The sequence below is a fragment of the Amycolatopsis sp. lyj-23 genome, assembly GCF_046549135.1.
Lineage (GTDB): Bacteria > Actinomycetota > Actinomycetes > Mycobacteriales > Pseudonocardiaceae > Amycolatopsis.
This window is the reverse complement of the sequence record NZ_JAJPWN010000015.1, coordinates 151,971-169,041: the sequence shown is the minus strand read 5'-3', so window position 1 is coordinate 169,041 and position 17,071 is coordinate 151,971. Positions and strand designations below refer to the sequence as shown.

The following is a 17,071-nucleotide window of genomic DNA, read 5'->3' as shown; positions in this document are numbered from 1 at the left end:
GGCCGGTGAGCGTCGCCATGCGCCAACTGCTCGTTCCGATACGCGAGCGTCTCAGGCGTACGCTGACCACGTGGACGTGCTCAGTGACGCGATCGCCGCGGTGCGGGTCGGGCAGCCGGTGTCGAACCGCCTCCAGGCGGGTGCGCAGTGGTGTTACCGCTTCGCGCCGTACGAAGGCGCGGGCTTCCACGTGCTGCTGCGCGGCAGCGGCTGGCTGCACCCGGACGACGGGACGCCGGTGCCGCTCGGCCCGGGCGACGCGGTGCTGGTCCCGCACGGCGGCGCGCACATCCTGTCTTCGACGCCGGACGCCACCGGCGCGGTGCCGTTCGAAACCGCGGTGGCCGAGCCGTCGGGCCGCACCGAGTTCCTCTGCGGCAAGTACCGGCTGGCCCACGCGCGGCGGCACCCGCTGCTCGCGAGCCTGCCGGAGGTCGTGCACCTGCCCGCCGAAGTCGGCCGCCACCCCGAACTGCGCGCGGCCATCGACCTGCTCGGCGGCGAGGTGAGCGACCGGCGGCCGGGCTCGGCCACAGTCCTCACCGGCCTGCTGGACCTGCTGCTGGTCTACCTGATCCGCGCGTGGCTGGACGGCCACCCGGGCACGGGCTGGCCGCAGGCGCTGCGGGACCCCGAAGTCGCCGCCGCGCTGGAAGCCCTGCACGAGCACCCCGAAGCGCCGTGGCGGATCGAGGACCTGGCCGCCCGGGTGGGCCTGTCCCGGGCCACCCTGGCCCGCCGGTTCACGACGCTGACGGGACAGCCGCCGATGGCGTACCTGACGTGGTGGCGCCTCACGACGGCGGCGCGCCTGCTCCAGGACACGGACCTCCCGCTGCCGTCGATCGCCGCGAAGGTCGGCTACGCCTCACCGTTCGCGTTCTCGCACGCGTTCAAGCGCCAGTTCGGCGTGGCCCCGGGCGGGTTCCGCACCGGCCGGTGAGCCCCGCGTCCCGGCCGCGGGAAGCTCAGCGGCCCGCGGTGCTGAACTGGCCCTGCCAGGTGGCCTGGGCGCCGGAATCGCCGATGCGGTAGATGTCGAAGACCGCCGCGCCGGCGGCCGCGATCGACAGCGCGGCGAGCACCACCGTCACCGCCGTCGAGGCCGGCGCCAGGAACGTGCGGCCCGCGCGCCCGGTTTCGCGCCGGCGCCACCACACCAGCAACGCCAGGACGGCCACCGGGATCGCCACCCAGATCGCGGTGTCGCCGAGTTCGGTGTGGGTGCGCACCAGCGGGGTCGGGGCGACCCGGCGTTCGAGCCATTCGCCCGCGTCGGTGGTGATCGGGACCAGGAGCACGACCAGGACCGACAGGATTGCGTTCGGGCCGGCGAGCTTGGCGCGCGCGGCCGGCCACAGCGCGCTCAGGACCAGGAGCAGGGCGGACAGCGGGAGCAGCACGACGATCGCGTGCACGAGCAGGATGTGGGCGGGCAGGCCGTCGACGGTGGTCATGGTGTCCTTTGTGGAGGGATTGGTCGTTACCGGTGGGCCTGGTCGAGCGCCGACTGCAGGGACTGCTGGTAGCCCTCGGAGGTGTACGTGGCGCCGCTGACGGTGTCGATCTGCGCGCTCTGGACCTGCAGTGTCTCCTGGTTCAGCTCCGGCACCGCGGCGGAGTTGATCCGGACGTCGCGGCCGCTCTCCTGCGGGTACTCGACGGCCTGGGAGTCGGTGATCCGGCCGCCCGCCACGGTGATGCGCACCTGGACCGGGCCGTAGCGGGTGTCGGCCTCGTCGCCGGTGAAGGTCCCGTCGACGCCGGCGGATGTCCCGGACGCGGGCGGGTTCGCGGTGCGGGACGGCGGCGGGGTCCGGCCGGTGGCGACGGGCGTGGAATCCGTGCTGGTGCGGTAGCTGAACAGCAGCACGACCACGGACACGGTCGCCGCGGCGGCGATGGCGATCCGGCGCATCGGGACTCTCCTTTTCTACCAGGCGAACCGTTCGCGGTGGACGCGGTCGGCGGGGACGCCGGCGCGGCGGGCGCTGTCGAGCACGGCGGCCGTCCAGGTGTCCGGGCCGCAGACGTAGACGTCGTGGTCGGCGATGTCCGGCACGAGGTGGCGCAGCACCTGCTCGTCGGGCACCGGGGCGTACCCGGCCGGCAGCCAGGACGCGCGGTCGCGGGAACGCCGGCCGAGCAGGAAGTGGATGCGGACGCCACGGCGGGCGGCGAGCTCTTCGAGCTCGCGCCGGAACAGCAGGTCCGCCGGCCGGCCGGCGCGCTGGAACAGCACCGTTTCCCCGGCCTGGTAGGGCAGTTCCTCCAGCAGCGCGCGCAACGGCGTGATCCCGATGCCCGACGCGAACAGCGCGAGCTTCCGTCCTTTCCGGACAGTCCCGGTCAGCCGGCCGTACGGGCCTTCGAAGAACGCCCGCGTTCCCGGCGGCAGGGTGGCCAGGCGACGGCTGCCCGGGCCGAGGTCCTTCGCCGTGATCCGCAGGCGGTGCCCGTCCGGGGCGGCCGAAAGCGAGTACGGCTTGCCGCGCGTCCGGCCGGGCCCGGCGAACCGCCAGACGCAGAACTGGCCGGCCGCGACGGGCAGCCGGTCGAGGGCCCGGCCGCGCAGGTACACCGAGACGACCCCGCCGCCCTCGGGCACGACTTCCTCGACGACCAGCCGGTGCCGCGCGTTGAGCCACACCGGCCGCCCGACGCGGAACACGAGCACGGCGCCCGCGGCCGCGGCGTAGGCGGTCCACCAGAACGCCGTCGCGACCGGCGAAGCCGTGAAGTCGGCGCCGGTCCACAGCTGGTGGGGCAGGGCGAGCCCGGTGCCGAGGTAGGCGTAGAGGTGCAGCAGGTGCCAGGACTCGTAGCGCAGCCGCCGCCGGGCCGCGCGCACCGACGTCGCCGCGACCAGGCCCAGCGCGGCGGTTCCGGCAGCGGCCAGCAGCATGCCCGGGTAGGTCGTCACGAGCAGCCAGAGCTCGCCCAGGACGCCGGACCGGTCGGCCGCCGCGTAGCCGAGGGTGATCAGCACGAGGTGCGCGGCCAGCAGCGCGATCGAGGTGAACCCGGCGATCCGGTGCCGCCGGGCGAGCTCGTCCTGGCCGTAGCTGCGTTCCACCCACGGGATGCGGGCCATGAGCAGCAGCTGCAGCAGGAGGAAGTCGGCCGACAGCAGCCCGGTCAGCCGTCCGGCGGAGGTGACCGGGTCGGCGGTGAGGTCCTGCAGGCCGCGGCCGGACACCCAGAGCGCGACCACGAACAGCGCGCTCAGCCACGCCGTCAGCCCGGCGGCGTCGCGCCACCACGCGCGGACCGTGGGCCGCGCGGTGGGGCGGGTGGCGAGCGTGGTGGTGGACATCGGGCTCCTCGGGGTGATCGACGTCCACCCTTCCGAAGCCGGGTTAGCCGTCGACGTGATCAGGGTGAGAGTTCGGTAAGAGCCGGTCCGCGCCGACGGTGAAGCCGATCACCGCACCGCCGCCGGGGCGCGGCTCGGCGAAGACCGACCCGCCGTGGGCGAGGGCGATCTCGCGCACGATGGCCAGCCCGAGGCCGGACCCCGGCAACCCGCGGGCGGCGTCCGCGCGGTGGAAGCGGTCGAACACGCGGGCGGCGTCGTCGTCGCCGATGCCGGGGCCGCGGTCGAGCACCGCCACGCGGCCGTCGCGGACGACGGCTTCGATCGGACCGTCCGGAGCGAACTTCACGGCGTTCTCGAGCAGGTTCGTCACCGCCCGCTCGAGCGCTTTGGCCTGTCCGGTCAGCGCGGACGCGCCGGCCTCGACGGTGATGGCGCGCCCCGACCGCCGCCGGACGCGCTCGGCGGCGCGGCCGGCGATCTCGCCCAGCTCGACCGGCGCCGGCTCCTCGGCCTCGTAGCGGCGGGTGGCCAGCTCGACGAGCTCGTCGACCAGGTGGGTCAGCTCGCGCGTCTCGCCGTCGACGTCGTCGAGCAGCCGGGCCCGGGAGTCGGGGGTGAGCTCGGCGAACCGGCGCAGGACGCTGGCGTTGGTGCGGAGGCTGGTCAGCGGCGTCCGCAGTTCGTGGGCGGCGTCCTGGACCAGGCGTTCCTGGTCGGCGCGGGCGTCGGCCAGCCGGCCGAGCATCCGGTCGAACGACGTCGCGAGCCTGCCCACCTCGTCGCGCCCGCCGGTCGGGACGGTGACGTCGTCGAGGCGGCCGTCGCTGACCTGCTCGGTGACGTCGGTGAGCCGGACCAGCCGCCGGGTGATCTGCCGGGCCAGCAGCCAGCCGGCCAGCGCCGCGACGGCCAGCACGAGCGCGCTGACGCCGGTGATGCGGGCGGCCAGTCCCTTCAGGACGTGCCGGGACTCGTCGACGTCGATGCCGAGCTCGACGGCCCCGCGGCCGGGTCCCAGCGCCACGGTGATCACGCGGTAGTCGTCGCGCCCGGCGGTGAAGTTCGTGTAGCGGTGGTCGCCGAGGGCGCCCGTGGCGGCCAGCGCGCGGTCGTCGTCGCCGACGTCGAGGCGCACCGGGCGGCCGCCGAGGGGCCGGGCGGCGCCGTCCGGGGCGATCGCCTGCGCCACCATCGGCTGGGCCTCGTCGTGGTCGTCGTCATCGGGGCCGCGGGTGACCGGGCTCGGGGCCAGGATCTGCGTCGCCCCGGCGGCGACCTCCGCCGAGGTCGTCAGCAGCGACCGGTCGAGCTCGGCGTTGATCCGCTGCGAGGCGGCCTGGTAGCTGAAGACCCCGACCAGGATGGCCACCGCCGCGCCGACCCCGGCGAAGGCGATCGCGAGCTTGCTGCGCAGGTTCATGCCGGCCGCACCGAGTAGCCCACGCCGCGCACGGTGTGGATCAGCCCGGTGGCCCCGGCCTGCTCCAGCTTGCGCCGCAGGTAGCCGATGTAGACGGCGAGGTTCTTGGAATCGGCGCCGAACTCGTAACCCCAGATCCGCTGGTAGATCGTCGTGCGGTCGAGCACGATCCCGGCGTTGCGCACGAGCAGTTCCAGCAGGTCGAATTCGGTCTTCGACAGCGTGATCTCGGTGCCCTGCCACCACACCCGCCGTCCGGCCGGGTCGACCGCGAGCTCGCCCAGCCGCAGCGTGCGCCGCGCCTCGGGCTCGGCCGACGTGCGGCGCAGCAGGGCCCGCAGCCGAGCGAGGAGCTCGTCGAGCTCGAACGGCTTCGGCAGGTAGTCGTCGGCCCCGGCGTCCAGCCCGGCCACCCGGTCGGGCGTCTCGACGCGGGCGGTGAGCATGAGGATCGGGGTGGGATCGCCTTCGGCCCGCAGCACCCGGCACACGCCGAGGCCGTCGACGCCGGGCATCATCACGTCGAGGACGATGACGTCGAACTCGTCCCGCCGCGCCGTGGCCAGCGCGCCGACCCCGTCGGCGACCTCGGTGACGTGGTAACCCTCGAGATCGAGCGCTCTGACCAGCGACTCCCGGATGGCGCGGTCGTCGTCGGCGAGCAGGACACGGTGCGGCATGGCCGCCATCATGCCCCCGGCCGCCCCGCGGCGGCCGCCTGCGGCAGGTCGGCGGGCCGCCACTGCGATCATGACCACGTGGACGGCGATCGGAACCCGGGGCGGTAGCCGCTCTCCCCACCGGACGCCACGGGCTGGCTGTCGGCGGCGTGCGGCGTCGGGCTGCTTCATGCCACCGGCGCTGCCGGCAGCGGTGCGCGCTGCCGAGTCCGCTGTGTGGCGCGAACTCGCGTCTTCGCGACGCAATGCCGTTGTTCGCCTCCCGCCGCAGGTGCTATACCGGCAGCAGCCCGGTGTCGCGCCGACGCGACGCCCCGAGCGAGCGGAGTCCCTGGTGGCCCACCGTGCTTTGCGCTCCGCCGCCGTGGTCGCGGCGCTGGCCGCGCCCGTTCTCCTGGCCGGGACGGCGGCGGCCGCGCCGGGGCGGGCGCTGACCATCGAGACCGTGTCCAACCCGCGGCCCGAGCTCGTCAGCGGGGGACAGGTCCTCGTCAAGGTCGTGCCGCCGGGACGGACCGGGCGGGTCACCGTCAGCGCCAACGGCCACGACGTCACCTCGAGCTTCCGCGCGCAGCCGGACGGCAGCCTGCTCGGGCTGGTGACCGGCCTGCGGGACGGCGTCAACGACCTGAGGGCCGCCACCGCCGGGCGGCGGACGGACCTGCGCGTCGCCAACCACCCGGGCACCGGGCCTGTCTTCTCCGGCTCCCAGCAGCTTCCCTTCTACTGCGAGACCACGGCGTTCGGCCTGCCCGCGGCGGTGCAGCCGTTCTGCAGCGCGCCGACGCAGGTCAGCTACCAGTACCGGACGACCGCCGGGGCGTTCGCGCCGCTGGCGGACCCGGCGAGCCGGCCCGCGGACCTCGCGACGGCCATGGTCGGCGGGCACGCGGTGCCGTACGTCGTCCGCGTCGAACGCGGGACGATCGACCGCGCCGTCTACGAAATCGCGGCCCTCTACGCCGGTGCGCCGTCGCCCGTCACGCCCGATCCGAGCTGGAACGGGCGGCTGGTCTACACCTTCGGCGGTGGCTGCAACGCGGGCTACCACCAGGGCAGCTCGACCGGCGGGGTCGTCAACGACCTGTTCCTGGCCCGGGGCTACGCCGTCGCGTCCTCGACCCTGAACGTGCTCGACAACAACTGCAGCCCGATCATCTCGGCCGAAGCGGCGATGATGGTCAAGGAGCACTTCATCGAGACCTACGGCCCGGTCGCCCACACCATCGGCTGGGGTGGCTCGGGCGGGGCGATCCAGCAGTACGACATCGCGGAGAACTACCCCGGCATCGTCGACGGCATCATCCCCGGCGTCTCGTTCCCGGACCCGCTGAGCGTGGGCGGCCCGGTGTCGGACTGCCGCCTGCTCGACCGGTACTTCGCCGGGCCGGGCGCGTCGTTCACCCCGGCGCAGAAGCAGGCCGTCGCGGGTTTCCCGAGCTACGACAGCTGCACTTCGTGGGACGCCACCTTCGCCAGCCGCGCCACCGCGACCGGCAGCTGCAACGCGGCCATCCCGGTCGCGGCGCGGTGGGACCCGGTCACCAACCCGCACGGCGTCAAGTGCAACTCGAACGAGCAGCTGGCCAACCAGCTCGGGCGGGACCCGCGGACCGGGTTCGTGCGCAGCACGCTGGACACCACCGGCGTGCAGTACGGGCTCGCCGCGCTGCGGGCCGGCACGATCACCGCGGCGCAGTTCGCCGACCTCAACGCCACCATCGGCGGCCTCGACCACACGGGAACGCCCGTGCCGCAACGGACCGCGGCCGATCCGAAGGCGCTCGAAGCGGCGTACGCCGACGGCATCCTGAACTCGGCGTCGCAGGGCCTTCCGGAGACGCCGATCATCGACCAGCGGACCGATCTCGACTTCGCCGGTCCGGGCAACGACATCCACACCACCGAGTGGTCCTACGTGCTGCGGCAACGGCTTCTGCGGGCCACCGGCACGGCAGGCAACCAGGTCATCATCGAAAACCACGCGACCGCGGCCGAAGCGGCGGCGGCGAGCGGCTACGAGCTCGACGCGATGGACCGCTGGCTGAGCGCGATCGACGCCGACCGCTCCCACCGCGGCCACCGGCAGAAGGTGCTGGCGAACCGGCCGGCCGACCTCGGCGACGGCTGCTACCTCTCGCCCTCCTCCCGGATCACCGAGGACCTGACGTACCCGGCGAGCGGCCGCTGCGGCGCGCAGTACCCGGTCGCCGGCAACACCCGGACGGTCGCGGGGGAGGGCTTGGCGCTGGACGTGCTGAAGTGCCGGCTGAAGCCGCTGGACTTCCGCGACTACCCGGTCACCTTCACCGCGGCGGACCGGCATCGCCTGCGCGCGGCCTTCCCCGGCGGTGTGTGCGACTACCGCCGCCCGGGCGTCGGGCAGCGCGCCCCGATCGGCACCTGGCTGAGCTACGGCGACGAACGCACCGGGACCACGCCGCCGGCGAAGCTGCCGTGAGGGATCCGCGCCACCGGCGTCCGTAGCCGCCGTCGGCCCGGGCACCGTGCGATCTGCACAGCTTCCGCCGACCCGCTGTGTACATCGCACGATGACGGCCGCCGGGACCGCTGCCTACGGTGCGGGGAACCGTTTCCCTTCCCCGAAGAGGAGGTCGGCGTGGCCTCAACAGTCGGTGTCGACGACTACGCCCTCACCAGGGTGCCGGAGCACGCCCGGTACTCGTGGTGGTCGGTCGCCGTCCAGCGGTTCGGCCAGGTTTCCGCTCTGTCCCAGTTCCTGCTCGGCGCCACCGTCGGGTTCGGCATGAGCTTCTGGACGGCGGTCCTGGCCTTCACCCTGGGCTCGGTCATCCTGGAGTTCATCACCATCCTCGTCGGCGTCATCGGCGTCCGCGAGGGCCTTTCGACGTCCATGATCGCCCGCTGGACCGGCTTCGGCCGCGGCGGCTCGGCGCTCATCGGGCTCGCCATCGGGATCAGCCTCATCGGCTGGTTCGGCATCCAGTCCGCCGTCTCCGCCCAGGGTCTCGTCTCGCTGATCGGCGGCCTGCCGGAGTGGGGCTGGGCGCTCGTGTTCGGCCTGGTCGTCACGGCCGTCGTGGTCCGCGGCTTCCACTCGATGGCCTGGACGGCGTACCTGACCGTGCCCGCCTTCCTCGTCCTCGTCGGCTGGTCGGTCGTTTCCGAGCTGACCCGCCACGACCTCGGCACGCTCGTCTCCTCGGCCCCGCCCGGGCCGTCGCTGAGCCTGCTGCAGGGCACCACGCTGGTGGCGGGCGGGTTCATCGTCGGCGCCGTCATCACCCCGGACATGACCCGCTTCAACCGGACCACCGGCGACGTCGTCAAGCAGACCCTCGTCGGGATCACCCTGGGCGAGTACGTCATCGGGCTCGCCGGTGTCCTGCTCGCCCACGCCGTCGGCAGCGCCGGCATCACCACGATCGTGACGTCGTCGGTCGGCTGGGTCGGCCTGCTGATCGTCATCGCCGGCACGATCAAGATCAACGACTGGAACCTCTACTCCTCGGGGCTGGGTGTCGTGAACTTCATCGGCACGGTGTCCGGGCGCAAGGCCCACCGCGGCCTGGTGACGGCGATCCTCGGGGTCGCGGGCAGCCTGCTCGCCGCGGCCGGGATCCTGGCCGAGTTCACCGGCTTCCTCACCGTGCTGGGCGTCGCGTTCCCGCCGATCGCGGGGATCATGGTGGCCGAGTACTTCGTGGTGAAGAAGTGGCGCGGCGACCTGGAAGCCGCCCGCGCCCGCGGCAGCGTGCCAGAAGACGCCCCGGTGTGGGTACCCGCCACGCTCGTCGTGTGGATCGCCGCCGCGCTGTTCGGCGAGTTCGTCGAGTGGGGCCTGCCGAGCATCAACTCCCTCGTCGTGGCCTTCGTCCTGTACGTCGTCGCCGGGAAGCTCGGCCTGGTCCGCGGGATCGGCAGCAGCCGGACCGCCGACGCCGAGCCCGCTCCCGCCGTCTAGCAAAGGAGATCCTTTCGTGCGCATCGGCATCGACGTCGGCGGCACCAACACCGACGCGGTCCTGCTCGACGGCCGCCGGGTGCTCGCCTCGGTCAAGACCAGCACGACCGCGGACGTCACCTCGGGCATCGTCGCCGCGATCGACGGACTGCAGCGGCAACGCGCGTTCGACCCGGCCGCGGTGCAGGCGGTGATGATCGGCACCACGCACTTCATCAACGCGCTCGTGGAGGCCCACCGGCTCGCGCCGACCGCGGCCGTGCGGCTGAGCCTGCCGGCCGGGGCGTCGCTGCCGCCGATGGTCGACTGGCCGCAGCGGCTCGTCGACGCCGTGCGGGGCCGCAGTTACCTCGTCCACGGCGGCCACGAGTTCGACGGGCGCCACATCGCGGAGCTCGACGAGAGCGAGCTGCGCAAGGCCGCCGAGGACATGGGCGCGGCCGGGATCCGCAGCGTCGCGATCACCTCGGTCTTTTCCCCGGTCAACGCCGAGTTCGAGGCCCGCGCGGCCGAGATCATCGGCGCGCAGCTGCCGGACGTGGCGATTTCGCTCTCGCACGAGATCGGGCGGATCGGCCTGCTGGAGCGGGAAAACGCGACGGTGATCAACGCGGCGCTGCGGGAGCTGGCCGCGCACATCGTCGACGGGCTGGCCGCGTCGGTCACCGGCGCGGGCATCACCGCGCCGCTGTACCTGAGCCAGAACGACGGCACGCTGATGGACGTCGACTTCGCCCGCCGCTACCCGGTGGCCACCTTCGCGTCGGGGCCGACGAACTCGATGCGCGGTGCCGCCGTGCTGTCCGGGTTGGAAACCTGCGCGGTGGTCGACGTCGGCGGGACGACGTCCGACGTCGGCGTCCTGCGGCAGGGTTTCCCGCGCGAGGCGACCACCGACGTGAGCGTCGCGGGCATCCGGACCAACTTCCGGATGCCGGATGTCCTGTCCATCGGCATCGGCGGCGGCAGCCGGGTGCGCGGGAACGTCACCGTGGGCCCGGATTCGGTCGGCTACGAGCTGACGTCGAAGGCACTGGTCTTCGGCGGTGACACGCTCACCGCGACCGACATCGCGGTCGCGGCGGGCCGCGCGGAGATCGGCGACCCTGCGCTGGTGTCGCGCCTGGACCGCGGGCTCGTCGAGGCGGCGCTGGCGAAGATCGCCGCCGACGTGTCCGATGTGGTCGAACGGATGCGGACGTCCGCCGAGCCGCTGCCGGTGGTCGCGGTGGGCGGCGGTTCGGTGCTGCTGCCGGACGAGCTGGCCGGTTGCGGCGCGGTGCACCGGCCGGAGAACTACGCCGTGGCCAACGCGATCGGCGCGGCCATCGCGCAGATCGGCGGCGGGGTCGACCGGGTCTACGTGATCGAGCCCGGCCGCCGCGAGGCCGTCGTCGACGAGGCGAAGCAGGAGGCCGTCGACCGCGCGGTCGCGGCGGGCGCGTCGCCGGCGTCGGTCGGCATCGTCGACTTCGACGAAGTCCCCATCCCGTACCTGCCCGGCAACGCCACGCGCATCCGCGCCAAGGCCGTCGGCGACCTGCAGCTGGGGGCGTGATGCGCGAAATCACGGTGGACCACCTCGCCGACATCGCCTCCGGTGCCGCCATCCTCGGCACCGGAGGCGGTGGCGACCCGTACATCGGCCGGCTGCTGGCCGCCTCGGCGGTCCGCGCGCACGGCGCTGTGCCGCTCGTCCCGCTGGCGGAAGTGCCGGACGACGCCGTCGTGCTGCCGGTGGCCATGATGGGGGCGCCGACGGTGATGGTGGAGAAGCTGCCCTCGGCCGAGCAGGTCGGGCTCGCCGCCCGCACGCTTGCCACGTACCTCGGCCGGGAGCTCACGCACATCGCGTGCGCCGAGGCGGGCGGGGTCAACTCGCTGATCCCGGTCGTCGCGGCCGCGCAGCTGGGCCTGCCGCTGGTCGACGCCGACGGCATGGGCCGCGCCTTCCCCGAACTGCAGATGGTCCTGCCCACGCTGTACGGGATCCGCGCGACGCCGATGTCGATCGCGGACGAGAAGGGCAACCGCGGCGTCCTGGACACCGTCGACAACCACTGGGCCGAGCGGCTGGCCCGGTCGGCGACCATCGACATGGGGTGCTCGGCGATGATCAGCAACTACGCCATGTCCGGGGCGCAGGCCCGCGAAGCGCTGGTCCCGGGCACGCTGAGCCTGTGCGCCGAGCTGGGTGCGCTGGTCCGGGCCGCCCGGGAGGCCCACACCGACCCGGTCGCCCGGGTCGTCGAGCGGCTGGGCGGGCGGCGGCTGTTCGGCGGCAAGGTCGTCGACGTCGCCCGCCGGACGGTCACCGGCTTCGCCCGCGGCGAGGCCCGGCTGGCCGGAACGGACGCCGACGAGGGCGCCGAACTGGTGCTGCGCTTCCAGAACGAGCACCTCGTCGCCGAGCGCGACGGCGTCGTCGAGGCGTCGGTGCCCGACCTCATCTGCACGCTGGACCGCGAGTCCGGGGAAGCGGTGACGACCGAAGGCCTGCGCTACGGCCAGCGGGTCACCGTGCTCGCCGCGCCCGCGGACCCGCGCTGGCACACCCCGGAGGGGATCGCGCTGGCCGGGCCGCGGTACTTCGGCTACGACATCGACCCGATCGGGGTGGCCGGGTGAGCTGGACGCTGACCGAAGCCGACCTGCCCGACCTCGCCCGCGGCGCCGCCGTGCTCGGCACCGGCGGCGGTGGCGATCCGTACGTCGGGCGGCTGCTCGTGCGCGAGGCGATCCGGGCGCACGGGCCGGTCACGGTGCTGGACCCCGCCGAGGTCGACGACGCCGCGCTGGTCATCCCCACCGCGCAGATGGGCGCGCCGACCGTGGTCCACGAGAAGCTGCCCAGCGGCGCCGAGCCGGTCCTGGCGCTGCGGACGCTGGAGAAGCACCTCGGGAAGCGCGCCGACGCCACCATGCCGATCGAGTGCGGCGGCATCAACTCGATGATCCCGCTGCTGGTCGGGGCCCGGCTGGGGCTGCCGGTGGTCGACGCCGACGGCATGGGCCGGGCGTTCCCGGAGCTGCAGATGGAGACCTTCGGCGTCTACGGCGTGCCCGGCTCGCCGATGGCGATCGGCGGCGAGCGCGGCGAGACGGCGGTGATCGACACCGGCTCCGACAACCGGCGGATGGAGTGGCTGGCCCGCGGGGTCACCGTCCGGCTCGGCGGTGTCGCGCACATCGCCGAGTACGCCATGAGCGGCGCCGACGTCAAGCGCACGGCGGTGCCCCGGACGCTCTCGCTGGCGTTGACGGTCGGCCGCACGATCCGGGAAGCCCGCACGGCCAACGGAGATCCGGTGGCGCGGCTGGCCGCGGCGCTGGCCGAGACGCCGTACGAGCACCTGCGGGTGCTGTTCCGCGGCAAGGTGTCCGATGTGGAACGCCGCACCGAGGCCGGTTTCGCGCGCGGGCGCGCGGTGGCGGTGTCGTTCGACGGCGGGCACAAGCTGGAGATCCGGTTCCAGAACGAGAACCTCGTCGCGTCCGTGGACGGCGAGGTGCGCTGCGTCGTCCCGGACCTGATCTGCGTGCTGGAGGCCGCGACCGCCGAGCCGATCACCACCGAAACCCTGCGCTACGGCCAGCGGATCACCGTCGTCGGCATCTCCACCCCGCCCCTGATGCGGACCCCGGAGGCGCTGGCGACCTTCGGCCCGCCGGCGTTCGGGCTGCCGCACGCGTTCGTCCCGGTCGAAGCCCACGGCCCGCGCTGAGCTCGTCTACTGTGGTCAGTCATGCGCATCACCGCCGGTGACGTGGCCGCCCTCGAACGCGGGGTGGCCCTGCTCGGGTCCGGCGGTGGCGGGGACACCGTCACCGCCGCCGTGCTGCTGCGCCGGCTCCTGGCGGACGGCCGCTCGCTCGCCGTGCGGGCCGTCGGCGAGCTGGCGCCGGACACCCGGGTGGTGCCGATCGGCGTCGTCGGCGCGACGGCGGCGTTCACCGAGAAACTGCCCGGTGGCGACGAGTTCGCGGCCGCGGTGGCCGCCGTCGAACGCTGGACCGGCGAGCGCGCCGCCGCGCTGATGTCCATCGAGATCGGCGGCCTCAACGGCCTGCTGCCCCTGGTCGTGGCCGAGCAGCTCGGGCTCGCCTACGTCGACGCCGACCTCTCCGGCCGCGGCCTGCCCCGGCTCGACCAGTTCTCGGTCGCCGCGACCGGCCGCGGGATCGCGCCGGCCGTGCTGGCCGAACCCGGCGGGCAGGTGGTGGTGCTCGCGGCCGGCTCGGACCTCATGGTCGAGCGGGGCACCCGGGCGTTCCTCACCAGCTCCGGCGGGTGGGCGGCGTTCGCGCTCGCCCCGATCCCGGCCGGGGACCTGGCCGCGTGCACCGTGCCGGGCACCACCAGCGGCGCGCTGGCCCTCGGCCGCCGGGTGCTCGCGGTGGGGGAGAGCCCGCCGCGTCCGGCGCTCGAGGCGGCGCTGGACGGTTCGGTGCTGGCGCGCGGCCGCGTCCTGGAGGTCGCGCGGCACCCCGGACCGGGACGGCACGGCAGCCCGGGGTTCGGCCGGGGCAGCGTCACCCTCGCCGACCACCGCGACGGCAGCCTGCTGCGCCTGGAGATGGAGAACGAATACCTGCTGGCGCTGCGTGACGGCGCCCCCGTGGCGTCCACGCCGGACGTGCTCTCGGTGCTCGACCACCGCACCGGGGTGCCGGTGTCGTGCGACGCGATCCGGGTGGGGGTCGAGGTGGACGTGGTCCGGCTGGCCGCGGCGCCGTTCTGGACCGACCCCCGGCGGCTGCCGGTGCTGCAGCCGCGGGCGTACGGCATCGACTGCGATCCGGTGCGGCCGCGATGAGCCTGCGGCGGGTGCTCGCGCTGCCCGGCTGGGCCGAGCACGTCCGCGTGCTGGCCGGCACGGCCGGCCTGGACCGTCCACTCGCGACGGTTCAGGCCACAGTGGACGCTTCGCGCGCCCCGGCGGCGGGTGAGCTGGTCGTCGTCGTGCGGCCGATCGCCGGGACGGACTGGCAGATCGACGCGCTGCTGCGGCGCTGCGCCGACAGCGGCGCCACCGGTGTCCTGCTGCCGGGGACCGAGCCGCTCACCGCGTCCCGCCTGCTCGCCGACCGGCTGGCCGTCCCGCTGCTGAGCACCGGTGCGTCGCCGCTCGACCTGCTCGTGGAGGCCCGGCTGCTGCTGGTGGCGCCCGAGCTGGACCGGGCGAACCTGCTGCTGGCCACCCACCGCGCGCTCGGCGACCGGCTGCGCCCGCCCGAGGAGGTCGTGGCCGTGCTGCGGCGGCTGCTGCGCGGCCCGGTCGCGGTGCTCGACGACCAAGGCGCGCCGCTCGCCGGGGAGGTGACCGGCCGGGTCCGGCTCGACGAGCCGGTGCCGCAGCGCACCGAGCTGGCCGGCGGCGTCCTGCTGGCGCACCCCGTGCTGTTGCAGCGGCCGGCGCTGTGGCTGGCGGCCGAGCTGACCGGGCCGGCGGCGGCGAGCGCGGACATCGTCCCGCCGGCGCTGGCGGTGGCGGCCGGGGCGCTGCAGCGCTGGCTGCTGGCCAACCGGCTGGAACTGGAGCGGGACGCGCGCTCGCGCACGGCGTTGCTCGGCGACCTGCTGCGCCTGGACACCGAACCGGGCGCGGACCTGCGCCGCCGGGTCGCCGACGCGGGCTGGCGGCTCGGCGGCTGGCACGTCGGGCTCCACATCGGCGTCCCGGCCGCGGTCGACACGGTGGCGCGCACGCCGGAGGTGGTGCGCGCTCTGCAGGCGGAGAACGTCGAGGCGGTCGTGGTCGAGCACGGCGACGGCTGGACCGGCTGGGTGAGTTCCGACCACGAGCCGACGGCGGAGCGGGTCCGCTCCCTGGCGGCCCGGCTGCAGGCGGCCCACCGGGCGCTGCGGCTGGGCGCGCACACGGGCGTGGGACGGCCGCACCCGCATCCCGAGGGGCTCGCGGCCACGGTCGCGGAGGCCCTCGACGCGGCCCGGCTCGCCGCGACCCGCCCGGAAACCGGGCACTTCCTGCACGTCGACCAGCTGGGCATGGCCCAGCTCCTGCTGGAGTGGACCCGCACGGACACGTTCGAGCCGGCGGCGAGGGCCCTGCTCGCCCCGCTGCACCCGGCCCCGGGCGACCTGGTCCGCACGCTGGCGGCGTACCTGGACGCGGAGTCGTCGATCGCGGAAACGGCCACGGTGCTGGGCATCCACCGCAACACGGTGGCGGCGCGGGTGGCCCGCATCGAGCAGCTGCTGGGGGTCGACCTGTCCCGCCCGGACGAGCGGCTGGCGCTGCACCTGGCCTCGCGGGCGGTCATCCTTTCCGAGCCGGACTGACTCGGGGGGTCGCCGTTCGGTGGCGGGGTTTCGCTGTGTCGCTGGGGTGGCCTTGCGGCGGCAGGGTGGGGTTGGCGCTGTGGGTGGTCATCTTTTCGGACCGGCTTGACTCGGCGGTCACCGGTCGGCGGGGTTCCGCCCTCCCGTTGGGGCGGCCTCGCGGCGCCAGACCAGTGGGGCTGGTGCCGCACCTGGCCTCGCGGGCGGTCACCCTCTCCGAACCGGACCGACCCGGGGTCGCCGGTCGGCGGGGTTTCGCTGTCTCGCCGGGGTTGCCTCGCGGCGCCGGAGTGGGGGCTGGAGCGGCCTCGCGGCGCCAGAGCGGCGGGCCGGCGCTGTGGGCGGTCACCCTCTCCGAACCGCACCGACCCGGAACTCACCCGTCGGCAGCAGGACTTCCCCCTCCCGCCGGGGCCACCCGGCGCCAGACCGAAGGACTGACCCCGTGGGCGCGTTTGAACGCGACGCTGAAAGCGAAGGCGTCTTCGTAGCCCACCGCGCGGGCCACGGCGGCCACCGTCTCGTCGGTGTCCCGGAGCAGATCGGCGCCCAGCGTCATCCGCCACCCGATGAGGTAGGTCAGCGGCGGCTCGCCGACCCGTGCGGTGAAGCGGGCGGCGAACGCGGCGCGGGACATGCCGACCTCCAGCGCCAGCGCGGCGACCGTCCACCGGCGCGCGGGCTCGGCGTGCATCAGGCGCAGTGCGTCGCCGATGGCCGGCTCCGCCAGCGCCCGGTACCAGGCGGGCAGCACCGTCGGCTCTCCCGCGCACCAGGCCCGCAACCCAAGCACGAGCACCAGGTCGAGCAGCCGGGCGAGGACGGCGTCCTGCCCGGGTTCGTCGCGCGCGACCTCCGCGGCGAGCAGGTCCAGCGCCGGCCGGGTGCGCGGCCCGGCGGGCACGACCGCCAGCGGCGGGAGCACGTCCAGCAGCCGGGCGCCGACGGCGCCGTGGAGCTCGTACGCGCCGCGGAGCATGGTCGTCGCTCCCGGCGAACCGGTGCCGTAGGTGCGCGGCGCCGAGGTCGGCTGGGCCGCCGCCGCGACCTCGCGTCCGTCGGGGAAGTGCTTCTTCCCGCCGGAAATCACGAAGCCGGGCGGGGTGGCCGGGTCGTCGGCGATCGTGTGCCTGCCGGGCCCCCGGACCAGGGCGATGTCGCCCGGAGCGAGCCGCGCCGCCGGGGCAGCGGCGTCGTCGAAGCGGACCGAACCGCCCCCGCCGAGCGTCGCCACGACGGTCAGCGGCGGCGCGTCGGCGTAGGTCACCGACCACGGTGGCCGTCGGATCAGCTGCCGGACCTGCGTGTGCCCGGCGCGGGCCCGGACCAGCAGATCGCTCAGCACGTCCACGCGCCCACGCTAGACGATCACAAAGGAAACGTCGACGTCGTCCCATGGATC

The 17,071-nt window shown here is 74.6% G+C and carries 14 protein-coding genes; 8 read left to right on the top strand and 6 right to left on the bottom strand.

Translation table 11 applies throughout. The features are described from left to right. Window positions 1-70: 70 nt before the first annotated feature. Window positions 71-943: an AraC family transcriptional regulator gene (locus tag ACLJPY_RS33940; protein ID WP_410594870.1), complete on the top strand. Its 873-nt coding sequence runs from the start codon at window positions 71-73 to the stop codon at window positions 941-943. Between the two features lie 25 nt (window positions 944-968). On the opposite strand, the gene ACLJPY_RS33935 is transcribed toward ACLJPY_RS33940, so the two are convergent. The 5 genes from ACLJPY_RS33935 to ACLJPY_RS33915 are packed head-to-tail and all read right to left on the bottom strand — an operon-like array spanning window position 969 to window position 5,428. Further along, a complete protein-coding gene (locus ACLJPY_RS33935; RefSeq protein WP_410594868.1) occupies window positions 969-1,457 on the bottom strand; it encodes a DUF2231 domain-containing protein in 489 nt (162 codons plus the stop codon). Window positions 1,458-1,483: 26 nt separating this feature from the next. Further along, window positions 1,484-1,918, bottom strand: a complete 435-nt coding sequence (locus tag ACLJPY_RS33930) for an FMN-binding protein (RefSeq protein WP_410594866.1) — start codon at window positions 1,916-1,918, stop codon at window positions 1,484-1,486. A gap of 15 nt (window positions 1,919-1,933) precedes the next feature. After that, complete coding sequence (locus ACLJPY_RS33925; protein WP_410594864.1) at window positions 1,934-3,316, bottom strand: ferric reductase-like transmembrane domain-containing protein; 1,383 nt, start codon at window positions 3,314-3,316, stop codon at window positions 1,934-1,936. A gap of 43 nt (window positions 3,317-3,359) precedes the next feature. Next, window positions 3,360-4,739, bottom strand: coding sequence for an ATP-binding protein (locus ACLJPY_RS33920; protein ID WP_410594862.1), 1,380 nt, complete (start codon window positions 4,737-4,739; stop codon window positions 3,360-3,362). After that, window positions 4,736-5,428 (bottom strand): response regulator transcription factor, encoded by a 693-nt coding sequence (locus ACLJPY_RS33915; RefSeq protein ID WP_410595060.1) that lies wholly within the window; start codon window positions 5,426-5,428, stop codon window positions 4,736-4,738. The genes ACLJPY_RS33920 and ACLJPY_RS33915 overlap by 4 nt, the downstream gene beginning before the upstream one ends. Before the next feature lie 325 nt (window positions 5,429-5,753). Between ACLJPY_RS33915 and ACLJPY_RS33910 the strand changes: the two genes are divergently transcribed. From ACLJPY_RS33910 to ACLJPY_RS33880, 7 genes are all read left to right on the top strand, one after another. Further along, the gene (locus ACLJPY_RS33910) at window positions 5,754-7,880 is read left to right on the top strand and encodes a DUF6351 family protein (RefSeq protein WP_410594860.1); all 2,127 of its coding nucleotides are present in this window, start codon (window positions 5,754-5,756) and stop codon (window positions 7,878-7,880) included. A 159-nt stretch (window positions 7,881-8,039) separates the two neighbouring features. Then, on the top strand, window positions 8,040-9,365 hold the full coding sequence (locus ACLJPY_RS33905) for a purine-cytosine permease family protein (protein WP_410594858.1): 1,326 nt from the start codon (window positions 8,040-8,042) through the stop codon (window positions 9,363-9,365). A 16-nt stretch (window positions 9,366-9,381) separates the two neighbouring features. After that, on the top strand, window positions 9,382-10,923 hold the full coding sequence (locus tag ACLJPY_RS33900; RefSeq protein ID WP_410594856.1) for a hydantoinase/oxoprolinase N-terminal domain-containing protein: 1,542 nt from the start codon (window positions 9,382-9,384) through the stop codon (window positions 10,921-10,923). Beyond that, window positions 10,923-11,993, top strand: coding sequence for a DUF917 domain-containing protein (locus ACLJPY_RS33895; RefSeq protein ID WP_410595058.1), 1,071 nt, complete (start codon window positions 10,923-10,925; stop codon window positions 11,991-11,993). Before ACLJPY_RS33900 ends, ACLJPY_RS33895 begins: the two co-directional genes overlap by 1 nt. After that, window positions 11,990-13,090, top strand: a complete 1,101-nt coding sequence (locus ACLJPY_RS33890) for a DUF917 domain-containing protein (protein ID WP_410594854.1) — start codon at window positions 11,990-11,992, stop codon at window positions 13,088-13,090. Before ACLJPY_RS33895 ends, ACLJPY_RS33890 begins: the two co-directional genes overlap by 4 nt. A 21-nt stretch (window positions 13,091-13,111) precedes the next feature. Then, complete coding sequence (locus ACLJPY_RS33885) at window positions 13,112-14,182, top strand: DUF917 domain-containing protein (protein WP_410594852.1); 1,071 nt, start codon at window positions 13,112-13,114, stop codon at window positions 14,180-14,182. Next, window positions 14,179-15,669 carry a helix-turn-helix domain-containing protein gene (locus ACLJPY_RS33880; RefSeq protein WP_410594850.1) on the top strand — a complete coding sequence of 497 codons (1,491 nt, stop codon included), beginning with the start codon at window positions 14,179-14,181 and terminating at the stop codon, window positions 15,667-15,669. Before ACLJPY_RS33885 ends, ACLJPY_RS33880 begins: the two co-directional genes overlap by 4 nt. Before the next feature lie 376 nt (window positions 15,670-16,045). Here ACLJPY_RS33880 and ACLJPY_RS33875 read toward each other — a convergent pair whose 3' ends face one another. Continuing rightward, window positions 16,046-17,020, bottom strand: coding sequence for an AraC family transcriptional regulator (locus ACLJPY_RS33875; protein WP_410594848.1), 975 nt, complete (start codon window positions 17,018-17,020; stop codon window positions 16,046-16,048). Window positions 17,021-17,071: the final 51 nt, after the last annotated feature.